Below are 18,820 nucleotides of genomic sequence, written 5' to 3'. Positions count from 1 at the left end.
AATAGAATAATGACATTCTATTAAAATTATATTTCGCGCCAAATAAAATGGATTTTCAATAATATATAAATGGAGCAAAAAATTGAACGCTGGAACACTTCTAACAGTTTTCTTACCTCTATCTCTAGCTATTATCATGGCAGGTCTAGGACTGGAACTCACCCCTAATGACTTTAAAAGAGTTAAACAGCATCCTAAAGCTGTATTCATTGCATTATTCTGTCAACTTATTATTCTAGTGAGTATTGCATTTATTATTTGTAAGATTTTATCTTTACCTCCAATGCTTGCTGTTGGATTAATGCTACTTTCAGCTTCGCCTGGCGGACCAACTGCCAATCTATTTAGCTATTTATATAAAGGTGATATTGCTTTAAATATAACTTTAACAGCTATTAACTCTGTAATTGCTGCATTTACACTTCCTTTAATCGTAAACTTTTCCCTTCAGTACTTTATTGAAAATGGACATAATGTAGGATTACAATTTTCTAAAATTATACAGGTTTTTTTTATTATTCTTATTCCTGTTGGTATTGGAATGTGTATACGATATTTTATGCCTCATTTTGCTAAAAAGTTAGAAAAACCAATGCGTACTTTTGCTATAGTTTTCCTTATTCTTATAATGACACTAGCAATTGCTAAAGATTTTAATAATCTTATTTTACATATTGGCCAAGTTGGATTAGCAACTTTTATTTTCTGTGTATGTAGTCTAACGATAGGATATTTAGTACCTCGTTTATGTGGTATTAATAGTTATCAAGCTAAAGCATGTGCCTTTGAAATTGGTATCCATAATGGAACATTAGCAATTACTATTGCACTTACTGTAATGGCAAGTAGTATGGCTGCAATGCCAGCAGCAGTTTACGCTCTATTTATGTATATTGTAGCAGCACTCTTTGGGGTATTTATAACTTATATGGAAAGAAAATAGTACATAGAATAAAAACCCATGCTAAGACATGGGTTTTCTAATATTCATACATTATAAATATTAAAATTTATTATTTTATTAAATGAGATTAAAATTTATAAATCCGCCAATAATTTCAAAGAAAGCTTTCTCAGCATAGTCAGCTCCTCATCATTCATATGCATTGAACATCGCAATTGATTGGGTAGATCAATCACTTTTTCTTTTATCTCTAAAGCTTTATCCGTCAATATTACTTTTTTCACCCGCTCATCTTCTTTGATTGATACCCTCTTTAAAAACTCTTTTGCTTCAAGTTTTTGAACCAATGGCGTTAAGGTGCCTGAGTCAAATAACGTCTTTTCACCGAGTTCTTTTAGAGAAATGTCATCTTCTTCGTACAAAGCTAAAAGAACGATAAACTGAGGGTAAGTTAAATCGAAATCTTTAAGTAAAGGACGATACTGGCGCGTAAGTGCATTCGCCACTGAATAAAGCGAAAAACAGAGTTGATCACCTAGTATATTGTTTTCTTTCATATTTAAACCAAAAATTAAAATTATCTAAAAATTATTATAAATAATTCTTGACCATAAGTATCTTGCATGCAAGTATTATGTGCACAAGATAAATACTGAACTGAGCTTTCGATAGAATCAACTTCATATTGGACACAAAGCCTTGGCTCAAAGTTGTATTTAAAATTTCTAACTTAAAGTGAGTTTTCACCATGAAAATCGCAACAGCTTTATTAACATCTGCTCTTTTCACTACAGCTGTTTCAGCTGAAGCTATCAATACTCCTGCTCCTACTGCGGGTGTACAAGCATTCCTAAACGTACTCAATTCTGGTAACGGCAAACCAATGGAATTGATGACTCCAAACGAAGCTCGTCAAGTTTTAATCGGTGCACAAAAAGGAGCAAAACTACCACCAGCACAAGTTTCAGAGAAAACAATTCAAATAAATGGTCAAAGCATTCAGCTAAAAATTGTTAAACCAGAAAATGCTAAAGGCGTTCTTCCTGTATTTATGTTCTTCCATGGTGGCGGTTGGGTATTAGGCGACTTCGCTACTCATGAACGCTTAATTCGTGATTTAGTTCGTGAGTCTGGTGCGGCAGCTGTATACGTTAACTATACGCCTTCTCCAGAAGCTCACTTCCCTATAGCAATTAATCAGTCATATGAAGCAACCAAATGGGTCGCTAAACATGGTAAAGAAATTGGTGTTGATGGTAGCCGTTTAGCTTTAGTAGGTAATAGCGTTGGCGGTAACATGGTTGCTGCTGTTGCCCTTCAGATTAAACAATCTGGTGGTCCAAAAGTGCGTTACAACGTAATGTTGTGGCCTGTTACCAATGCTGGTTTCGACGATGCTTCTTACAACCAGTATGAAAAAGGATACTTCCTGACTAAGAACATGATGAAATGGTTCTGGGACAACTACACAACCAATGCCAATGATCGCAATAATATTTTGGCATCACCACTACGTGCTACAAGTGAACAGTTAAAAGACTTCCCACCTACATTAATTCAAACAGCTGAATTAGATGTATTGCGTGATGAGGGTGAAGCTTTTGGTCGTAACTTAGATAAAGCTGGTGTTCCAGTGACTGTAACGCGTTATAACGGTTTGATTCATGACTATGGTCTTTTAAATCCGTTAAGCAACGAACCATCTGTAAAAACTGCATTATCACAAGCTGGATCTGAACTTCAAAAGCATTTGAAATAATGCTTTAAGACAGTACTAATAATATAAGTCTAATAAAGAAAGCATGATTTTTTAATCATGCTTTCTTACTTTTTGGGTTCTTTAATAGACTTAATGCAAAGGCATTTTTTCAAATGAACCTTGTTGAGCACCAAGCTCTGAACGTACCACCTGTAACTCAAAGCCCTGTCTATCTAACTCAGCTCTTTCACTTTTATCGGTTAAAGAAACAACGATACTCACCAAAAATGCGAGTGGCATAGAAAACAAAGCTGGGTTATCAAATGGGAATATTGCTTTTTCATGATCTAGTACACCAACCCAAACTGTCGGTGATAAAACTACAAAAGTAATTGCCGAAATGATTCCGACAAACCCACCAAATATGGCGCCGCGGGTAGTTAAATCTTTCCAGTACATAGAAAGAATAAGTACAGGAAAGTTAGCGGAAGCAGCAATACCGAAAGTAAGCCCCATTAAAAAAGCGATGTTCATTTTTTCAAATAAAATTCCACATGCTATGGCAATCACACCTAGAACCACTACAGAAAGTCGAGATACAACCATTTCCTGCTTTTCAGTTGCCTTGCCTTTTTTAATTACTTTTTGAAATAAATCATGGGAAATCGCAGAAGCTCCAGCAAGCGCCAAGCCAGCCACTACAGCTAAAATCGTTGCAAATGCTACAGCAGATAAGAAACCTAGCAACAAATTTCCACCAAGGGCTTTTGCTAGGTGCATCGCAACCATGTTACTGCCGCCGATTAAATCTCCACCGAGTTGCCCATCTACAAAATATTGAGGATTAGTGCCAACTATGGCGATTGAAGCTAAACCTAAAATACAAACCACAATAAAGAAGTAACCAATATAGCCAGAAGCATAAAAGACTGAACGGCGTGCTTCAGCAGCATTTGGAACTGTAAAAAAGCGCATCAGAATATGTGGTAAACCTGCCAAACCGAAGATCAATCCAATAGACATAGAGAGTGTATTAATCGGGTTGGATAGCATTGGACCTGGTTCTAACACCTTTTGCCCTAATTTATGTGCATTAACAGCGGCCTCAGCCATATTATTTAAACTAAAACCGAATGCTTTAAATGCCAGAAATACTAGAACTGTTCCACCAAAGAGCAAAAGAATAGCTTTAACAATTTGTATCCATGTGGTTGCAAGCATTCCTCCAAAAATGACATACACCAGCATTAGACAACCGACCAGCATGACGGCAATTTTATAATCTAGACCAAACAGTAATTTAATGAGCTGACCTGCGCCCACCATTTGCAAAATTAAATAGCAACATACAACAATAAGTGAACCACACGTTGCCAAAATACGAGTTCGCTGAGGATCTAATCGATACGAAACAATATCCGCAAAAGTATATTTACCAAGGTTTCTTAGTCTTTCGGCCATTAAGAAAGTTAAAATCGGCCAGCAAACAAAAAAGCCCGTTACATAGATAAAACCATCATAACCTTTGAAGAAAACCATACTTGAAATACCAAGTAAGGTTGAGGCAGACATATAGTCTCCCGCAATCGCTAAACCATTTTGCTTTGCGGAAATGGCATTGCCTGCTGTATAGAAATCTTCTTTCGATACTGTTTTCTTTGCAGCTTTAAAAGTAATAAATAATGAAAGGCCGACTACACACGCAAACATGATAATTGCGGTCCAATTTCTTGGCTCAGTTTGGGCAGCCCAAACAGCAGGACTGAGTAAAGTCAGAAGAGTAAAAGTAATATATTTATTCATAATGATATTCCTTTCTTAATTTTTCTTTTTGTTTGTCAAAATATTGATTTGTAATAAATATATATGAGCCCGTTATGACCCAGCTCGATACAATGACTATTGCAGCAATCGGTAAACCAATTGTGATTTTGCTTGCCTCTAGTGGCATTGCAAGCAATTCAGGGCGAAAGGTGGCGGTTCCTATAAAAATAAAGTAAATGCTGAGTACAATTAAACTTAAAAAAACGGCGAATCGATTTCTCTGCTTTACCATCTTTTTAAATTTCATATCTAAAACGATATTTGCTTCCTGAGGGTAGTTCATATAAAAAGTCCTTTTTTTATGTAGATCATTATTTACATTCAGCAAAAGCATTATTGATGAAATAGTCGTGATAACGTTCTCTCAATATTTTTTTACTGATTTTTCCAGTGGGCGTATGCGGTATTTCTTCAACCAATATGGTTGCTGACGGAATGGCCCATTTATGTAATTTGGATGATAAAAAAACCACAATTTCAGAATGTTCAATTTTTTCTTGTGGAGACTTTGGCACCAATATTAAAAGTGGGCGTTCTCCCCATTTCGGATGATTGGCAGCAATAACGGCGGCTTCTGCAACTTTTTCATATCCCATCGCTGCATTTTCAACTTCAACGCTACTAACCCACTCTCCTCCTGACTTAATCATATCTTTGGCACGGTCTGTAATATGCATATATCCATATTCATCTATGCACGCGATATCTCCTGTATCAAACCATTTGTCCTCTTCTTCTACTGCTTTGGTTTGATTGATATATTGCTTGGCAATTGTATGGCCCCTTACGTCTAAAATGCCTTCATGCATCCCATCGTGAGGAAGTAATTGATGGTTCTCATCACGCAATCTCATTTGAACACCGAAGATAGGTTTGCCGCATTTAATTGATTGGGTTTCGACATTATTTTTGATTTGATCTACTCGATTACAGACTGCCATTGAACTGGTTTCAGTCATTCCCCAAGCATTTTCAACAGAAACTCCATAATGGCTCAAAGACTCAATCAGCGAATATGGCGCAGCTGAACCACCAGATATCGCCCGTTTTAAACTGACTGATGAAATATGGTGGTCTTCAAGATAATTTTTAAAAGCATTCCAGATGGTCGGAACAGCCATAGAAATATCGACGTGTTCTGATTGGATCAGATTAAAAATTTTCTCGGTTTGACCCGCAAATGAATGAGGCCAAACGATTTTTGCCCCTGATAAAACGGCATTAAATGGCATTCCCCATGCACTAATATGATAAAGCGGAACCAAAGGCATAATACAGCTAGCATGCGTTAAGCCAATCGCATTTGGCATAGCGAGTATTAACGCATGCAATACGGTACTACGATGTGAGTAAAGAACACCTTTAGGGTCACCTGTTGTCCCCGATGTATAACAAAGACCACTTGCACGTTCTTCAGGGATATCTGGCCAATCATAATAAGACTGCTCGGGAGCAATGATTTCTTCGTAAAAAACAAAATCAAATTTTGCTATTAGGTTCTTATTAGGATCGCCCAGCACAATAAAATGCTTTATTACTGTTTTTATATTTTCATAAATAGAATCAACTAATGCCAAGCAATCAGGTTCAATAATAAGTACTTCATCTTGAGCAGAATTGATAATTTGAATGAGCTGTTCAGGCGCCAATTTGGGGTTAATTGTATGGTAAATTCTTCCCGTACATGGAATGGCATAGTGCAATTCAAAATGCTGATATGAGTTCCATGCCATCGTCCCGACTTTAGCATCAGAACTTATATGTAGCCGGTCTAGCACATTGGCAAACTGAGCTACACGTTCAAAAGCCTCTTTATATGTATATCGATGCTTAGTTATCCCATCTGCTTTCAAAGTCACAATTTCTTGATCTGCATAAACTGTCAAAGCATGCTGCATTATTGAAGTAATGTTTAAATTACAATGCATCATTAATCCATTCGTCATTCTTATTTCCTCACACAATTTAGCAACTGATTCAGATGCCTACATGAGTCAATGCAACTATGATGCCAAATTATTTTTATATTATTTTCAATGACTTATTTAATTTTATTGTTTTTCTTTTTTGAAAAAATTTCAATTTTGAAATTAATGATTTATGAGTTTCATTCTACGCCACAAAGTGGTCCGGCTAATCCCAAGTTTTTGTGCAGCAAGTTCTAAATCACCATCTACTTCTGCAAGCGTTTGCTCAATTAGACTCAACTCTTGATTAACTTTTACTTCTTTTAATAAAGGTTGCGCCGTGTGGTGATTTTGGGATTGAAATAGCTCGGGTAACTGTTGCTTTAAAAATTCTGGAGTTAAAATTTCATGATCAAACTGTAATAGCACATTGATTCTTTCAACAATATTTTCAAGTTCGCGGATATTGCCCGGCCAAGAATATTGTAAAAAAGCCTTCTGTAAAATATTTGGCAAATCATCCAGTGTTTTTCTATATTTCTCTAGAAAGGAATTGGCTAAATACAAGATATCTTCTTTTCGTTCTTTTAAAGACGGCGTATACACTCTTAAAATATTTAAACGATAGTAGAGATCTGCCCGAAAGATTCCATTTCGTACTAACTCTTCTAAGTCCGCATGAGTTGCAGCAATCACACGTATATCTAAATGATGACTCACCACTGAACCTAAGCGGTTAATTTGTCTCTCTTGTAAAACTCGTAAAAATCTAGTTTGTAGATGTAATGGCATATCTCCAATTTCATCTAAAAAAAGCGTACCCGTATGTGCCGCTTCAATGAGACCAATACGCCCATTTTTCTTCGCTCCAGTAAAGGCACCTTCTTCATAACCAAATAATTCGCTTTCTAACAAGCTTTCGGGAAAAGATGCACAGTTGATTGCAACAAATGGTGCTTTATAACGGCTGCTGTGATTATGAATACTTTGTGCTAAAACTTCTTTACCTGTACCACTTTCACCCGTAATGAGAATGGTACTATCGGTTTTTGCATATGCTTTTGATAACTTGATGATTTGTTGAAAATTGGCGTTTTGCGTCAAGATCTGATCAAAGGTATATCTTGTATTAAAGTTTTTAGACGAAACCTTTCTAAACTGACTATTAGACTGCTCTAATGCGTTTAGTTCCTGCACTCTTAAGATATAGCCATCTATATAGTCATTTTTTAGTTTGGAAATATATACAGCAAGTTTTAAATTTTTAAATTGAACGAGTTGGTGACTATTTTCTTGGTCGATATCAAAGTTTAACCCTTCAAAAATTTCGAGTGCTGATTTGTTTAAAACGTCTGAAGAATCTTTTTCAAGTAACGAACTCATTGAATTATTAATTAAAGAAATCTTTTTTTGCTTTGTGATAAAACAAATGCCTTCATTTAAGTGATTAAAGATCTCGGCCAAACGTAAAGTTGAGTACTGTTCTCTACGAATCTTTTCAAGGGTACGTAAGGCATTTTGCAGAAGGTCTTTTAAAGACGGCACACTAATCGCCAAATGTCCGACTAGATTTTCATTCAGGGCTAGCTCTACTGCAACAGGCGAGCCAATAATGGCATCAAAACCTTGATTTTTAATTAAATGAATTGTTTTCTTGGCATCTAGATATGAGTCATAGTTAAACTGTTGTATATCTAAAGCAAAAATATCAGAGTAGTTCTCAAGATCGACCGTAGATGTATTCCCAACCAAAGCAATGCGCTTATATTGTTTTAAGTTTGATATGGCCTGAATGACATCAAAAGTACCAGTTCGAATAACCTGAATATCAATGTTTAATTTCTTTTGTAGAAAACTCGCGGTCGCTCCCGTACATAGAAGAATCTGACAGCCATTTTCTACTAAGCTTTGAGCAACGTCTTGCACATCGGAAATATGGCATTCCACCAAATCGATTTCGTTCGACTCTACTTCACTAATCGCCTGCTCAACCAAAGAACGAAAACCATTAATATTAGGTTTTTTAATATAGGTGACCAAAATATTAATTGGTTTTCGATTAAGCATTTTTTACTCCATTAAAAAACGTTTTATATAGGCGCAGCGCTATGACCGCCATCGACTTTAATTTCGATACCTGTTATGCCTTGACCCGCTTGCGAAGCAAGTAACAGTAAAGGCCCATTTAAGTCATCAAATTCTACAAACTTCCTTGTTGGAATTTTCTTTAAAAGCTGTTGGCCCAATTCACCAGTTAGATATTCTTCATTAATTTCAGTAATCATATAGCCTGGAGCGATGGCATTTACATTTATACCAAATCTAGCCAGCTCTACTGCCATAACTTCTGTTAAATGACGTAAGCCAGCCTTCGATGCACAGTATGGGCTAACACCTAGGTTGGTAGACTGAGACAGAATTGACGTGATATTGATGATCGATCCTTTACGACCAACCTTAATCATATGCTGCACAACTTCTTGTGCACATTGCCAAGGTGCTTTGAGGTTAGTATCTACAATCTTATCCCAATCCTCATCGTTATAGTCTAAGAAACGCTTGGTATCACTCACACCTGCATTATTAATTAGAACATCTACTGTGACTCCTTTAGCTTCCAAATTGTTAAGCATATCTTTCACAGCGGAACGGTCATTTACATCTAATGCAAAGGTATGAACTTGTACGCCATATTCATTTTTTATATGCAACTCTAATTCTTTCAATCGCTCTAACCGTCTGGCACAAATAACGATATTGGCACCTTCTTTTGCAAATAATTCAGCTATGTGATGCCCTAAACCACTTGAAGCACCCGTAATTAAAATAGATTTATCTTTTACATCAAAAATATTCATTCTCTTATCCCTATTTTATTATGCCTGCTTCCCTAATAGTTTTTTGGCAATACTCATGCGGTGAACTTCATTCGCGCCATCATAAATTCTGAAACCACGTGCATCTTTAAAAATCTTGCAGACTACTGATTCATCTGTCATGGCCTGTCCACCTAAAATCTGAACTGATCGGTCTACCACACGCCAGATACCTTCAGAGCTGATCACTTTGACTAGGCTCGACTCGTAATTTCCTTTTTCACCCAAGTCTAAAACCTGTGCACAATAGTGAACGGCTAATCGAGTTGTTAAAATATCCATTTCATTGTCGGCAAGCATAAAACCAACGCCTTGGTGGTCTCCTAATCTCTTACCAAAAGATTGGCGTTCTCGCGCATATTGAGTAGCAATCTCATGTGCTCTCCTTGCTTGCCCTAACCATCTCATACAATGTGTTAAACGTGCTGGTGCAAGGCGAACTTGGGCATATTTAAAACCTTTACCAATTTCTCCTAAAACATTTTCTTTAGGTATACGTAAATTCTCAAAGCGTAAAATGCCGTGTCCCCCTGAAAAGCATGAGTCCATAGCATTCATATTTTTTTCTAATATAAAGCCTTCAATATTTGTGTCTGTTAGGAACATTGAAGCAGAGCCATCTTCCATTTTTGCCATAATAATCGCAACGCTCGCTCCATCGGCTCCTGTAATTAACCATTTACGGCCATTAATAATATAATCATCGCCATCTTCAATTGCTGTTGTTTTAAGCATGGATGGATCCGAGCCAGCACCGGGCGCCGGTTCCGTCATGGCAAAGCAAGATCTAATTTCTCCAGCTACCAATTTTCTTAACCATCTTTCCTTTTGTGCATCATTTGCGACAGAATCTAAAAGATGAATATTTCCTTCATCTGGTGCATGAATATTTAAAGCGATTGGACCTAAAGCAGAATATCCTGCTTCTTCGAAAGCTACAGCCTTTTGCAGATGTGACCAGTCTAGGCCACCCATTTCTTGACTTGCATGGGGAGTTAGCAACCCCCAACGATGCGCGCGACTCACCAATTCTTGGCGTAAAGTTTCACTAGGCCCATGGCTATCTTGACGAGGATCACTTTCTAATGGAATCACCTCTTGTTGAATAAATTCTCTTACTTTCTGTTGTAGTTCTAATAATTCATTAGATAGTGTGATCATGAGCTGAGCTCCTTTAATTTAAAGCCTTGAGTCGCGATATAGGTTTCATACACATCATCCATAGCGCTATTAAATAGCTCATTTTTAATCAGATTGTATGGCGTGAAATTTTGAAGCTTGATTCGTTTGCTTATTACCCTTTGATTTTCAATCGTTAGATCAAGAATATTTAGGCAACCATAATCTTGTTCTTGCGAATAAACATCTTTGAAGTCATGTTCATATACCCAATTAATGAGTATTCGATTTACAATATCGTGTGAAGAAATCAGGATATTTTGGTCTTTGTCTGCTGTTAAAATCATGTTTTCAAACCATGTCAGTACACGAGTAATAAAGAGCGACCAACTTTCGCCTTGTACAAATAATTCAAGATTATTTTTATGGAACTGATAGGCCTTTTTGATTTCCAGTTCAGCACGATCCAACGAAATTTCTCTTAAACGTCCCGCTCTAATCTCTCGAATATCATCAAATGACTGAATGTCTTTATGTTCGTTTTGATAGCGCTTCAAAATTTCGGCTGTCTGAATCGAACGAGGCATGGTAGATGAGTAAATTTTTTCAAAACTAACATCTTGTAGTTGATGAGCAAGTTGTTGTATTTGCTCTATTCCTCGTTCGGATAACTGCGCAAACTTAGGATTAATCGGGTTCTTATCAGCATCAAAATATGAAACGTGCCCATGTCGAACCAAATAAATTCGTAGCCGATATTTATCCATGTTGTGCTGCCTTTGGTTCAGTAATTTTTAAGTCTTCCGAATTAAGAGCTTTTAATATCTCAAATGTTTGATCCGATTGTTTACCTTCACGGATATCGCTAATAAACAATTGAATTGCCTCATCAACATCTTTAATTGGAAAAGAAAAATAATCTTGCACAATGCCTGAACGATGCAATGTAGAAATATCCTTTTGCAAAATATAAGCCTGCAAAATTTCCAAGCTTCTCATGAGCATTAACAAGTTATATTTCTGACTGCCCAATTGCGGTAAAAGCTCATTCTTAATGACGGCCTGGCTGGCTTTGAGGAGGTCAATTATTTTTTGCTCGCTCATTCTTTTTCTCCCAATATTTCCAAGATATTTTTCTCAAGGCGGGGCACTAAAAATTCCGTTAGGGCTAATTCGAGTGATGGAGTATCCGTCTCGTTATTTCGATCAGATTGCTGCATGGCAATAATTGCCCATCGAACATGAGACAGCACATGCCAAAACTTCATTTCAAATTCAGGAATATAAATATCGGAAATTTCAGCGTAAGCTTTCGCAAAGTCTTTATATGAACCTATTCCCCCCGCTATATTTTCATCTTGACCAAAACGCCAACATTTAGAGGTAAACCACCCTAGGTCTTCTCTACGATCACCCCATTGAGTAAATTCCCAATCTAAGATTCCTGAAATTTGATCGTCATTAACCATGATGTTACCAATGCGGTAATCACCATGGACTAGTACCAAATCATCGACTTTTGGAAGATTGTTAAACATCCATTGAATAGCGTACTCAAGGATTGGACGCTGTCTTTTTAAGTGATCCAGTTGTTCTAGAAAACCTGTAAGCTTATTTTCCAAATACTGATCTTTATCTGGCTTAGGAAGTAGTTTCTCTAATACTTCATCTGATTGAATGGCGTGAATTAAGGCAAGTTGCTTGCCAATGTCTTTAGTAATCTTTTTACGTTTTTCTTCTTCTGTAATTCGTACTAGTTTATGGCCTTCTGTTACACCGTCGATTTTTTTCATAATGAAGAAATCACTATTTAAGAAATTAGGTGACTTTTCAAAATAAAGTGGCTCTGGCACTTTAATGCCAAAGTGATATAACCGATCTAAAAGTAAAAATTCCTGCTCCCGATCTGAACTAGCCTCTACACTAGATTCAGCATTTTTACGCAGTACTAATGCAAAATCTTCAGATTGAACTAACCAATTTTCTTGGATAGCCCCACCACTCATTTTTTTTAATTGAATTTCATGAGGGATTAGCCCTAAATTCTGCTGCAATATTCCACTCAATTGCAGTATATGATTCGCATTCATTATTTACTCCTTGTAGCTAATCAGACTGGAGCAAATTACATGCCATTATTTTTACATTTAAATTCAATAACTTAAAAATTTATTATTATTTCAAATATGAACTCTATTTCATATTTGAAATTTCTTACTATAAAACTCATCATTTTGCCATTCATCGGCGATTTTTGAAAAAACCTTGACCTTAAACCTTACTTTAAGCATAGGATGCTCAATAGGTAAATATGAGGAGCCTACCATGCCTAAAGTTTGGAGTTTTCAGCGTTGGTTCATTGCCATTTTTATGGCTTTTTTATCAGTAAGCTATGCAAATGCATCTGACCAAGTTCAAAATCAAGAAACGGCTAAAAGCAAAGGTAAAATTTTAGTCGTCATGACAAATCATTCAGCCTATCCGACTCGTTCAGATAAAACTGGCTTATGGCTTACTGAATTAACTCATTTTTATGATGTCGCTAAAGCTGCTAGCTATGACATGGATTTTGTCAGTCCTCAAGGTGGAGTTGTACCACTTGATGAACGTAGTATGAAGCCTATTTACGTTGATAAATCAGCTAGAAAACTTTTAGCTGATCGTCAGTTTATGTATCGCTTAAACCACACTTTGGCACCAAGCAGTATCGATCCAACACGCTATAAAGCAATTTATTATACGGGTGGACATGGAACAATGTGGGACTTCCCAGATAATAAAGAACTAAAAAATATTAGTGAAAGCATTTATCGCCAAGGTGGTATCGTTTCAGCGGTTTGTCATGGTGTGGGAGGCTTATTACCTTTGGTAGGTGAAGATGGTAAACCACTCATTTCAGGTAGAACTGTTACTGGGTTCGCTAATAAAGAAGAAACTTTATCTGGAATTAAATCTCAAGTTCCATTTTCCTTACAAAATAGCTTAATTAACCACGGCGCTAAATATAAACAAGGCTTTCTTCCATTTACTTCATATGTAGTATCGGATGACAGAATCATTACTGGACAAAACCCTCAATCTAGTAAAGAAATTGCCGAAGCCGTTGTTAAACGCTTAAGTACTCTTAAGTAATTTATTAAAATAGTTTGAAAAAGAGAATCAGAATTTTATATTCTGATTCTCTTTTTTTAATTCATAAAAAATCATATCTTTTATTTTTAATACTCTAATTTTCTTTTTAATAAAATTTAAAATAATGATAAAAATGCTTGACCTTAAACCTCACTTTAATCTTAGCATTAATACATGGTCTATAGGAGGAACATATCAATGTTCAACAAGCTTAATCTACCTCGAACAGTTACTGCGTTATCCGTAAGTTTATTATTGAGTTTTTCAGCTCAAGCGGTTGAGACTAACTCAAGTTCTGTACAACAACCATCAAACTCAAGCACTTCACAGGAAACAACTGTTGTAGAGTTTGGGCCATATAAAGTTAATGTTCCAAAAGGTGGCTATTACGATCGTTTTCGTATGAACCCGAATCTAGACGAAGTTGCAAAAGATCCGGCAGCTGGAAATATTGACTATTTCCGTACTATTCCCAAAAAGCTTGTAGATACTAGAGTGGGTAAAGTATGGTCTCCGAATTTTTATTACCGTACTAGTAATATCCAACTCTTGATGCTTGCTCCGATTTCTAAAGTAAAAGCAAAACTCCCTGCTCCACTTGAACCATTACAACCTATCCCAGGCTATGGTTTGGTTTCATTAACATTTTTCTCTTATGCAGTTGGTGATGTCGACCCATATGACGAAGTTTCGGTTGCTGTGGTCGTACGCCAACCGGGTGCTCATCATTTCAATACCACAGAATTATTGAGCTCAATGCGTAACCATAAATATTATGGCCATGTACTCGCATTACCAGTAAATACAGAAATTGCTCGTGTTCGTGGTGTGTATGGTTACCAATTACCAAAATGGTTAACACCTATTGATATGAAAATTGGCGATAAATCAGTTCAAGCTCATATTTATAATACTGATGGTAAACCTGATTTAAGTATAGCTGCACCATTGCCAGAAATTAAAACTGTGAAACCACAATCTCATATTGAAACAAAAACCATGTATCAAATGGTAGATGGGAAATGGCACAGCACTTCTGTAGAGTCTAATACTTTGGCATTTGGACAAAAGCTTTTTCCAAAGAACGTTCAAATTGTAAAAAGTGGTGGGCCGCTGAGTAAGTTGCTTGATGAACTAGGAGCCAATAAAGTTTTACGTTTTGATGTAGTGAAAGATGCACAATTGGCATTAAATATGCCTGTTCCATATCCATCACTCGATAAATCGACAGCTAAAAAATAATTTTAAATAGCCCTTTCTACTTATTATGAGAAGAAAGGGCTACGATTATTTCTGTTATATATAATAATAATTTTTATATTTTAATTTATTTATAAAAAATCTAGTTAATTTAAATATATACTATCTGGAAACAATAAATTTCTATTTACTTTTAAATAATATTATTTAAACCGAAGCTTTGAAGATGAATTTTGAGTTAATGTACCAAAATCTAAATCTAGTAAAGGTATGGCTGTTTCAGGTAATGATTGAATACCGAGGCTGAGTGTAAAGATTAATTTTTTCATTAGATGCTATAAAATAGTTAAGTACATAAAGCTATTATTTACATAGCCTTATGTACTAATTTAAAGGTTTAAATAAAACTTGATAAACCACGTGCAGGGTCAGTTTCTCTAGCTGCTTGAGCATTTTCAACTGTCAAACCAAGCGCCTTAGCCACACCTTCGCCATAAGCGGGATGACATGCATAGCAGTTACGAATGTGGCGATATTTAATGAAATCAAGAGCATCACCCATTGCGCGTGCAGTATTATCAAATAAAGCCTGTTGTTGTTCAGGAGTCATAAGTTCAAACAAAGCACGAGGTTGACTGAAATAATCGTTGTCATCTTCACGATAATTCCAGAAATCAGCATCCCCATTGATTTTTAACGGTGGTTCTTTGTACTGCGGCTGTTCTTGCCATTGTCCAAAACTATTTGGCTCGTAATGTGGAAGGCCACCATAATTGGCATCGATGCGTCCTTGACCGTCACGGTGATTACTATGAACTGGGCAACGCGCTGCATTTACAGGTATTTGCTGATAATTCACACCTAAACGATAACGCTGAGCATCAGCATAGTTAAATAAACGGGCTTGCAGCATGCGGTCTGGTGAAGCGCTAATGCCTGGAACCAGATTACTTGGTGCAAAAGCGGATTGTTCCACATCTAGGAAGAAATTTTCAGGGTTTCGATTCAGCTCAAACTCACCCACTTCAATTAATGGATAATCTCCATGAGGCCAGACTTTTGTTAAATCAAATGGATGATATGGAACCTTTTCAGCATCTTGCTCAGGCATTACCTGTACATACAAAGTCCACTTAGGGAAATCTTTTCGTTCAATCGCATCGAATAAATCACGTTGATGACTTTCACGATCATGCCCCACTAATTCACCAGCTTCGGCATCTGTTAAATTTTTAATTCCCTGTTGGGTCCGGAAATGAAATTTCACCCAGAAACGTTCATTTGCACTATTGATGAAACTATAGGTATGGCTACTAAAACCGTGCATATGGCGATAAGAGGCAGGAATACCACGATCAGACATGACGATAGTAACCTGATGTAAAGCTTCAGGTAATAAAGTCCAGAAATCCCAGTTATTCGTTGCGCTACGCAAGTTAGTTTTAGGATCTCGTTTTACTGCTTTATTTAAATCTGGAAATTTACGTGGATCACGTAAGAAGAACACTGGTGTATTGTTACCCACCATGTCCCAGTTACCTTCCTCTGTATAAAATTTTAAAGCAAAGCCGCGAATATCTCGTTCAGCATCTGCGGCTCCACGTTCACCAGCTACTGTGGTAAATCGGGCAAACATTTCCGTTTTTTTACCAATTTCGCTAAATATTTTAGCGCGGGTATATTGAGTAATATCATGTGTCACAGTGAAAGTGCCGAACGCACCTGAACCTTTTGCATGCATACGACGTTCTGGAATTACTTCACGAACAAAGTTAGCTAATTTCTCGTTTAGCCATAGGTCTTGAGCAAGTAGAGGTCCTCTTGCACCTGCCGTCATACTATTCTGGTTATCTACAACTGGAGCCCCAAAATCAGTAGTAAGTTGGGAAAAAGGACATTTTTTAGTATCGTCATTCATTAATATGCACCCGAAAATAATCAATCGATTCAATATAAAAAAGGGCAGTCAATTTTGGCTGCCCTCTTTTTAAAACTTAACTTCTAATAAATGCTAAAAGATCTTTATTAATTGTTTCTGCTTCTGTAGTTGGCATTCCGTGAGGGAATCCTGGGTAACTAATTAATTTACCGTTTTTAACGAGTTCTGCAGATTTTTTACCAGAAATTTCAAAAGGAACTACCTGATCATCTTCACCATGTAAGATGAGAACTGGAACTTCGATCTTTTTGAGATCTTCTGTAAAATCTGTTTGAGAGAAGGCAACAATTCCATCGTAATGAGCTTTTGCTCCGCCCATCATGCCCTGACGCCACCAATTTAACACCACAGGCTCTGATACTTTCGCTCCTGGGCGGTTATATCCATAGAATGGACCTGCTGGTACGTCGTGATAAAATTGTGAACGATTTTTAAAAAGTTGATTTTGAAGATCATCAAAAACTTCTTTTGGTAAACCATCTGGATTACTTTCAGTTTTTACCATGAGTGGAGGAACAGCACTAATTAAAACAGCTTTAGCTACAGGGTCATTAGGATAACGAGCAACATAATGAGCTACTTCACCACCACCTGTTGAATGCCCTACATGTACCGCGCCTTGTACACCTAAATGCTCAACCACAGCAGCAACGTCATCTGCATAATGGTCCATATCATGACCATCCCAGACTTGAGTTGAACGACCATGACCACGGCGGTCATGAGCAACTACACGAAAACCTTCTTTAAGGAAAAAAAGCATCTGCGCATCCCAGTCATCTGAACTGAGTGGCCAACCATGGTGGAAGAAAATTACAGGAGCATCGCGAGGGCCCCAATCTTTATAAAAAATATCTACGCCGTCTTTTGTTGTGACATATCCCATTTTTGTTTCTCCTGTGTAAAAGTTACACTATCGATTTACTATGTATGCTCTAATTAATTCGTAATAAGTACATGTAAATTTTCAATCCTACCCTCATGGATAGTCATAACATAGTAAGGTTAAAGTTCACTTTAAGGTCAATAGATTTTAGTAAAAACAACGTTTAAAAAGTGTAAAAAAATAATTTCTACAATACTAAAAACTAAGGATTTTCTTTAGACAATCTTGAAAATAATCAGCTCTATCTATTCTTATCAAAAGTTATTTTAAATTCGTTACAACCAGTTTTTAATTTTTAGAAAAATAGCATATTGACATTCAAGTGAACTTCAAACTTATAGTAAACCTACAGGCAGAAAGTTGATATCTGCTTTTAAAGATTATCAGCTACTCAGTCGATCAATTTAAAGGTTAACCAATTATGAATACAAATAAAGCGTTCACTGAAGTTGAATTTGGTCAACAGAAAGTTAAAGTTCCAAAAGGTGGTTACTATGACCGCTTTAGAATGAATCCTGATTTAGATGAAGTTGCAAAAGATCCTGCAGCTGGAAATATTGATTTTTTCCGTAGCATTCCTAAAAAATTAGTTGAATCAAGAGTTGGACCTGTCTGGGCTCCCAACTTTTATTATCGTAGCGGCAATGTGCAAGTGTTGATGCTTGCTCCAATTAAGCTGTTAAAGAAAAAATTACCTTCACCTCTGGTACCTTTGGAAGCTTTCCCAGGTTATGGACTAGTTTCTCTCACCTTTTTCACTTATTCAGTTTGTGATAATGATCCATACAATGAAGCGTCTGTCGCTATTGTCGTGCGTAAACCTAAAGCTCATGGTCCGCATGCTTTAGAGCTGATTAACTCGATTCGTAAACGTCACTTTTATGCGCATGTATTGGCTTTACCTGTCGACACTGAAATAGCTCGTGTACGTGGCGTATATGGTTATCAACTTCCAAAATGGCTAGCTGAAATTGATGTAAAAATTGATAAGAAAAAAGTTGAAGCAACACTTTCAACTTACAACAAATTAGATATCAGCCTAACAACCGCAACTCCGTCATTAAAAAGAGTTAAGTCTGAATCACGCATGGGTAAAGCCACGATGTTGCATTTAGTCGATAACGAGTGGCATCAAACTCTAGTGCAAACCAATGTTCTCTCATTTGGTGAAAAACTTTTCCCACGCAAGGTAAAAGTGACACGCCATGGCGGCCATGTAAGCCAGCTTCTAGATCAGTTGGGCGCATCTACTATTCTTCGTCTCGACGTTATTGAAGATGCTCAGGTCGTATTAAATCTACCGACTAAACTTTAATCATCAGTCAGTTAGCTTA

General features: G+C 36.7%; 17 protein-coding genes. 5 read left to right on the top strand and 12 right to left on the bottom strand.

The annotated features are described in order from the left end of the window. Positions 1-82: 82 nt before the first annotated feature. Positions 83-943 carry a bile acid:sodium symporter family protein gene (locus AC07M3_RS00325; RefSeq protein ID WP_494566157.1) on the top strand — a complete coding sequence of 287 codons (861 nt, stop codon included), beginning with the start codon at positions 83-85 and terminating at the stop codon, positions 941-943. 95 nt (positions 944-1,038) lie between these two features. Here AC07M3_RS00325 and AC07M3_RS00320 read toward each other — a convergent pair whose 3' ends face one another. Then, entirely contained in the window at positions 1,039-1,461 is a 423-nt protein-coding gene (locus AC07M3_RS00320) for a MarR family winged helix-turn-helix transcriptional regulator (protein WP_494566156.1), read from the bottom strand. A 191-nt stretch (positions 1,462-1,652) separates the two neighbouring features. On the opposite strand from AC07M3_RS00320, the gene AC07M3_RS00315 reads away from it, so the two are divergent. Next, positions 1,653-2,663 carry an alpha/beta hydrolase gene (locus AC07M3_RS00315; RefSeq protein WP_479760467.1) on the top strand — a complete coding sequence of 337 codons (1,011 nt, stop codon included), beginning with the start codon at positions 1,653-1,655 and terminating at the stop codon, positions 2,661-2,663. A 90-nt stretch (positions 2,664-2,753) separates the two neighbouring features. On the opposite strand, the gene actP is transcribed toward AC07M3_RS00315, so the two are convergent. The 9 genes from actP to AC07M3_RS00270 all read right to left on the bottom strand — a co-directional run bounded on the left by actP (position 2,754) and on the right by AC07M3_RS00270 (position 12,419). Continuing rightward, a complete protein-coding gene (actP, locus tag AC07M3_RS00310) occupies positions 2,754-4,406 on the bottom strand; it encodes a cation/acetate symporter ActP (RefSeq protein ID WP_494566155.1) in 1,653 nt (550 codons plus the stop codon). Next, positions 4,399-4,710, bottom strand: coding sequence for a DUF485 domain-containing protein (locus AC07M3_RS00305; RefSeq protein WP_494566154.1), 312 nt, complete (start codon positions 4,708-4,710; stop codon positions 4,399-4,401). The genes actP and AC07M3_RS00305 overlap by 8 nt, the downstream gene beginning before the upstream one ends. Positions 4,711-4,738: 28 nt before the next feature. After that, the gene (locus tag AC07M3_RS00300; protein ID WP_494566153.1) at positions 4,739-6,373 is read right to left on the bottom strand and encodes a long-chain-fatty-acid--CoA ligase; all 1,635 of its coding nucleotides are present in this window, start codon (positions 6,371-6,373) and stop codon (positions 4,739-4,741) included. A gap of 144 nt (positions 6,374-6,517) precedes the next feature. After that, complete coding sequence (locus AC07M3_RS00295) at positions 6,518-8,401, bottom strand: sigma 54-interacting transcriptional regulator (RefSeq protein ID WP_494566152.1); 1,884 nt, start codon at positions 8,399-8,401, stop codon at positions 6,518-6,520. 23 nt (positions 8,402-8,424) lie between these two features. Beyond that, the gene (locus AC07M3_RS00290; protein ID WP_494566151.1) at positions 8,425-9,192 is read right to left on the bottom strand and encodes an SDR family NAD(P)-dependent oxidoreductase; all 768 of its coding nucleotides are present in this window, start codon (positions 9,190-9,192) and stop codon (positions 8,425-8,427) included. Positions 9,193-9,210: 18 nt separating this feature from the next. Next, entirely contained in the window at positions 9,211-10,371 is a 1,161-nt protein-coding gene (locus tag AC07M3_RS00285) for an acyl-CoA dehydrogenase family protein (protein WP_494566150.1), read from the bottom strand. Next, positions 10,368-11,096 (bottom strand): histidine phosphatase family protein, encoded by a 729-nt coding sequence (locus AC07M3_RS00280; protein ID WP_494566149.1) that lies wholly within the window; start codon positions 11,094-11,096, stop codon positions 10,368-10,370. Before AC07M3_RS00280 ends, AC07M3_RS00285 begins: the two co-directional genes overlap by 4 nt. Then, positions 11,089-11,433, bottom strand: a complete 345-nt coding sequence (locus AC07M3_RS00275; RefSeq protein ID WP_494566148.1) for a hypothetical protein — start codon at positions 11,431-11,433, stop codon at positions 11,089-11,091. Before AC07M3_RS00275 ends, AC07M3_RS00280 begins: the two co-directional genes overlap by 8 nt. After that, positions 11,430-12,419 carry a phosphotransferase family protein gene (locus AC07M3_RS00270; protein ID WP_494566147.1) on the bottom strand — a complete coding sequence of 330 codons (990 nt, stop codon included), beginning with the start codon at positions 12,417-12,419 and terminating at the stop codon, positions 11,430-11,432. Before AC07M3_RS00270 ends, AC07M3_RS00275 begins: the two co-directional genes overlap by 4 nt. Before the next feature lie 235 nt (positions 12,420-12,654). On the opposite strand from AC07M3_RS00270, the gene AC07M3_RS00265 reads away from it, so the two are divergent. Next, positions 12,655-13,461: a type 1 glutamine amidotransferase domain-containing protein gene (locus AC07M3_RS00265; protein ID WP_494566146.1), complete on the top strand. Its 807-nt coding sequence runs from the start codon at positions 12,655-12,657 to the stop codon at positions 13,459-13,461. A 198-nt stretch (positions 13,462-13,659) separates the two neighbouring features. After that, on the top strand, positions 13,660-14,703 hold the full coding sequence (locus AC07M3_RS00260; RefSeq protein WP_494566145.1) for an acetoacetate decarboxylase: 1,044 nt from the start codon (positions 13,660-13,662) through the stop codon (positions 14,701-14,703). A gap of 355 nt (positions 14,704-15,058) precedes the next feature. Here the strand turns inward: AC07M3_RS00260 and AC07M3_RS00255 are convergent, their stop codons facing one another. After that, the gene (locus tag AC07M3_RS00255) at positions 15,059-16,579 is read right to left on the bottom strand and encodes a catalase (protein ID WP_494566144.1); all 1,521 of its coding nucleotides are present in this window, start codon (positions 16,577-16,579) and stop codon (positions 15,059-15,061) included. Between the two features lie 76 nt (positions 16,580-16,655). Further along, the gene (locus AC07M3_RS00250; protein ID WP_272377295.1) at positions 16,656-17,486 is read right to left on the bottom strand and encodes an alpha/beta fold hydrolase; all 831 of its coding nucleotides are present in this window, start codon (positions 17,484-17,486) and stop codon (positions 16,656-16,658) included. 421 nt (positions 17,487-17,907) lie between these two features. Here AC07M3_RS00250 and AC07M3_RS00245 point away from each other — a divergent pair, with 421 nt between their 5' ends. After that, complete coding sequence (locus AC07M3_RS00245) at positions 17,908-18,801, top strand: acetoacetate decarboxylase family protein (protein ID WP_494566143.1); 894 nt, start codon at positions 17,908-17,910, stop codon at positions 18,799-18,801. The last annotated feature ends 19 nt before the right edge of the window (positions 18,802-18,820 follow it).

It is taken from the genome of Acinetobacter sp. GW821-FHT09D10 (genome assembly GCF_059416285.1).
This window is presented reverse-complemented; position numbering and strand designations above follow the sequence as displayed.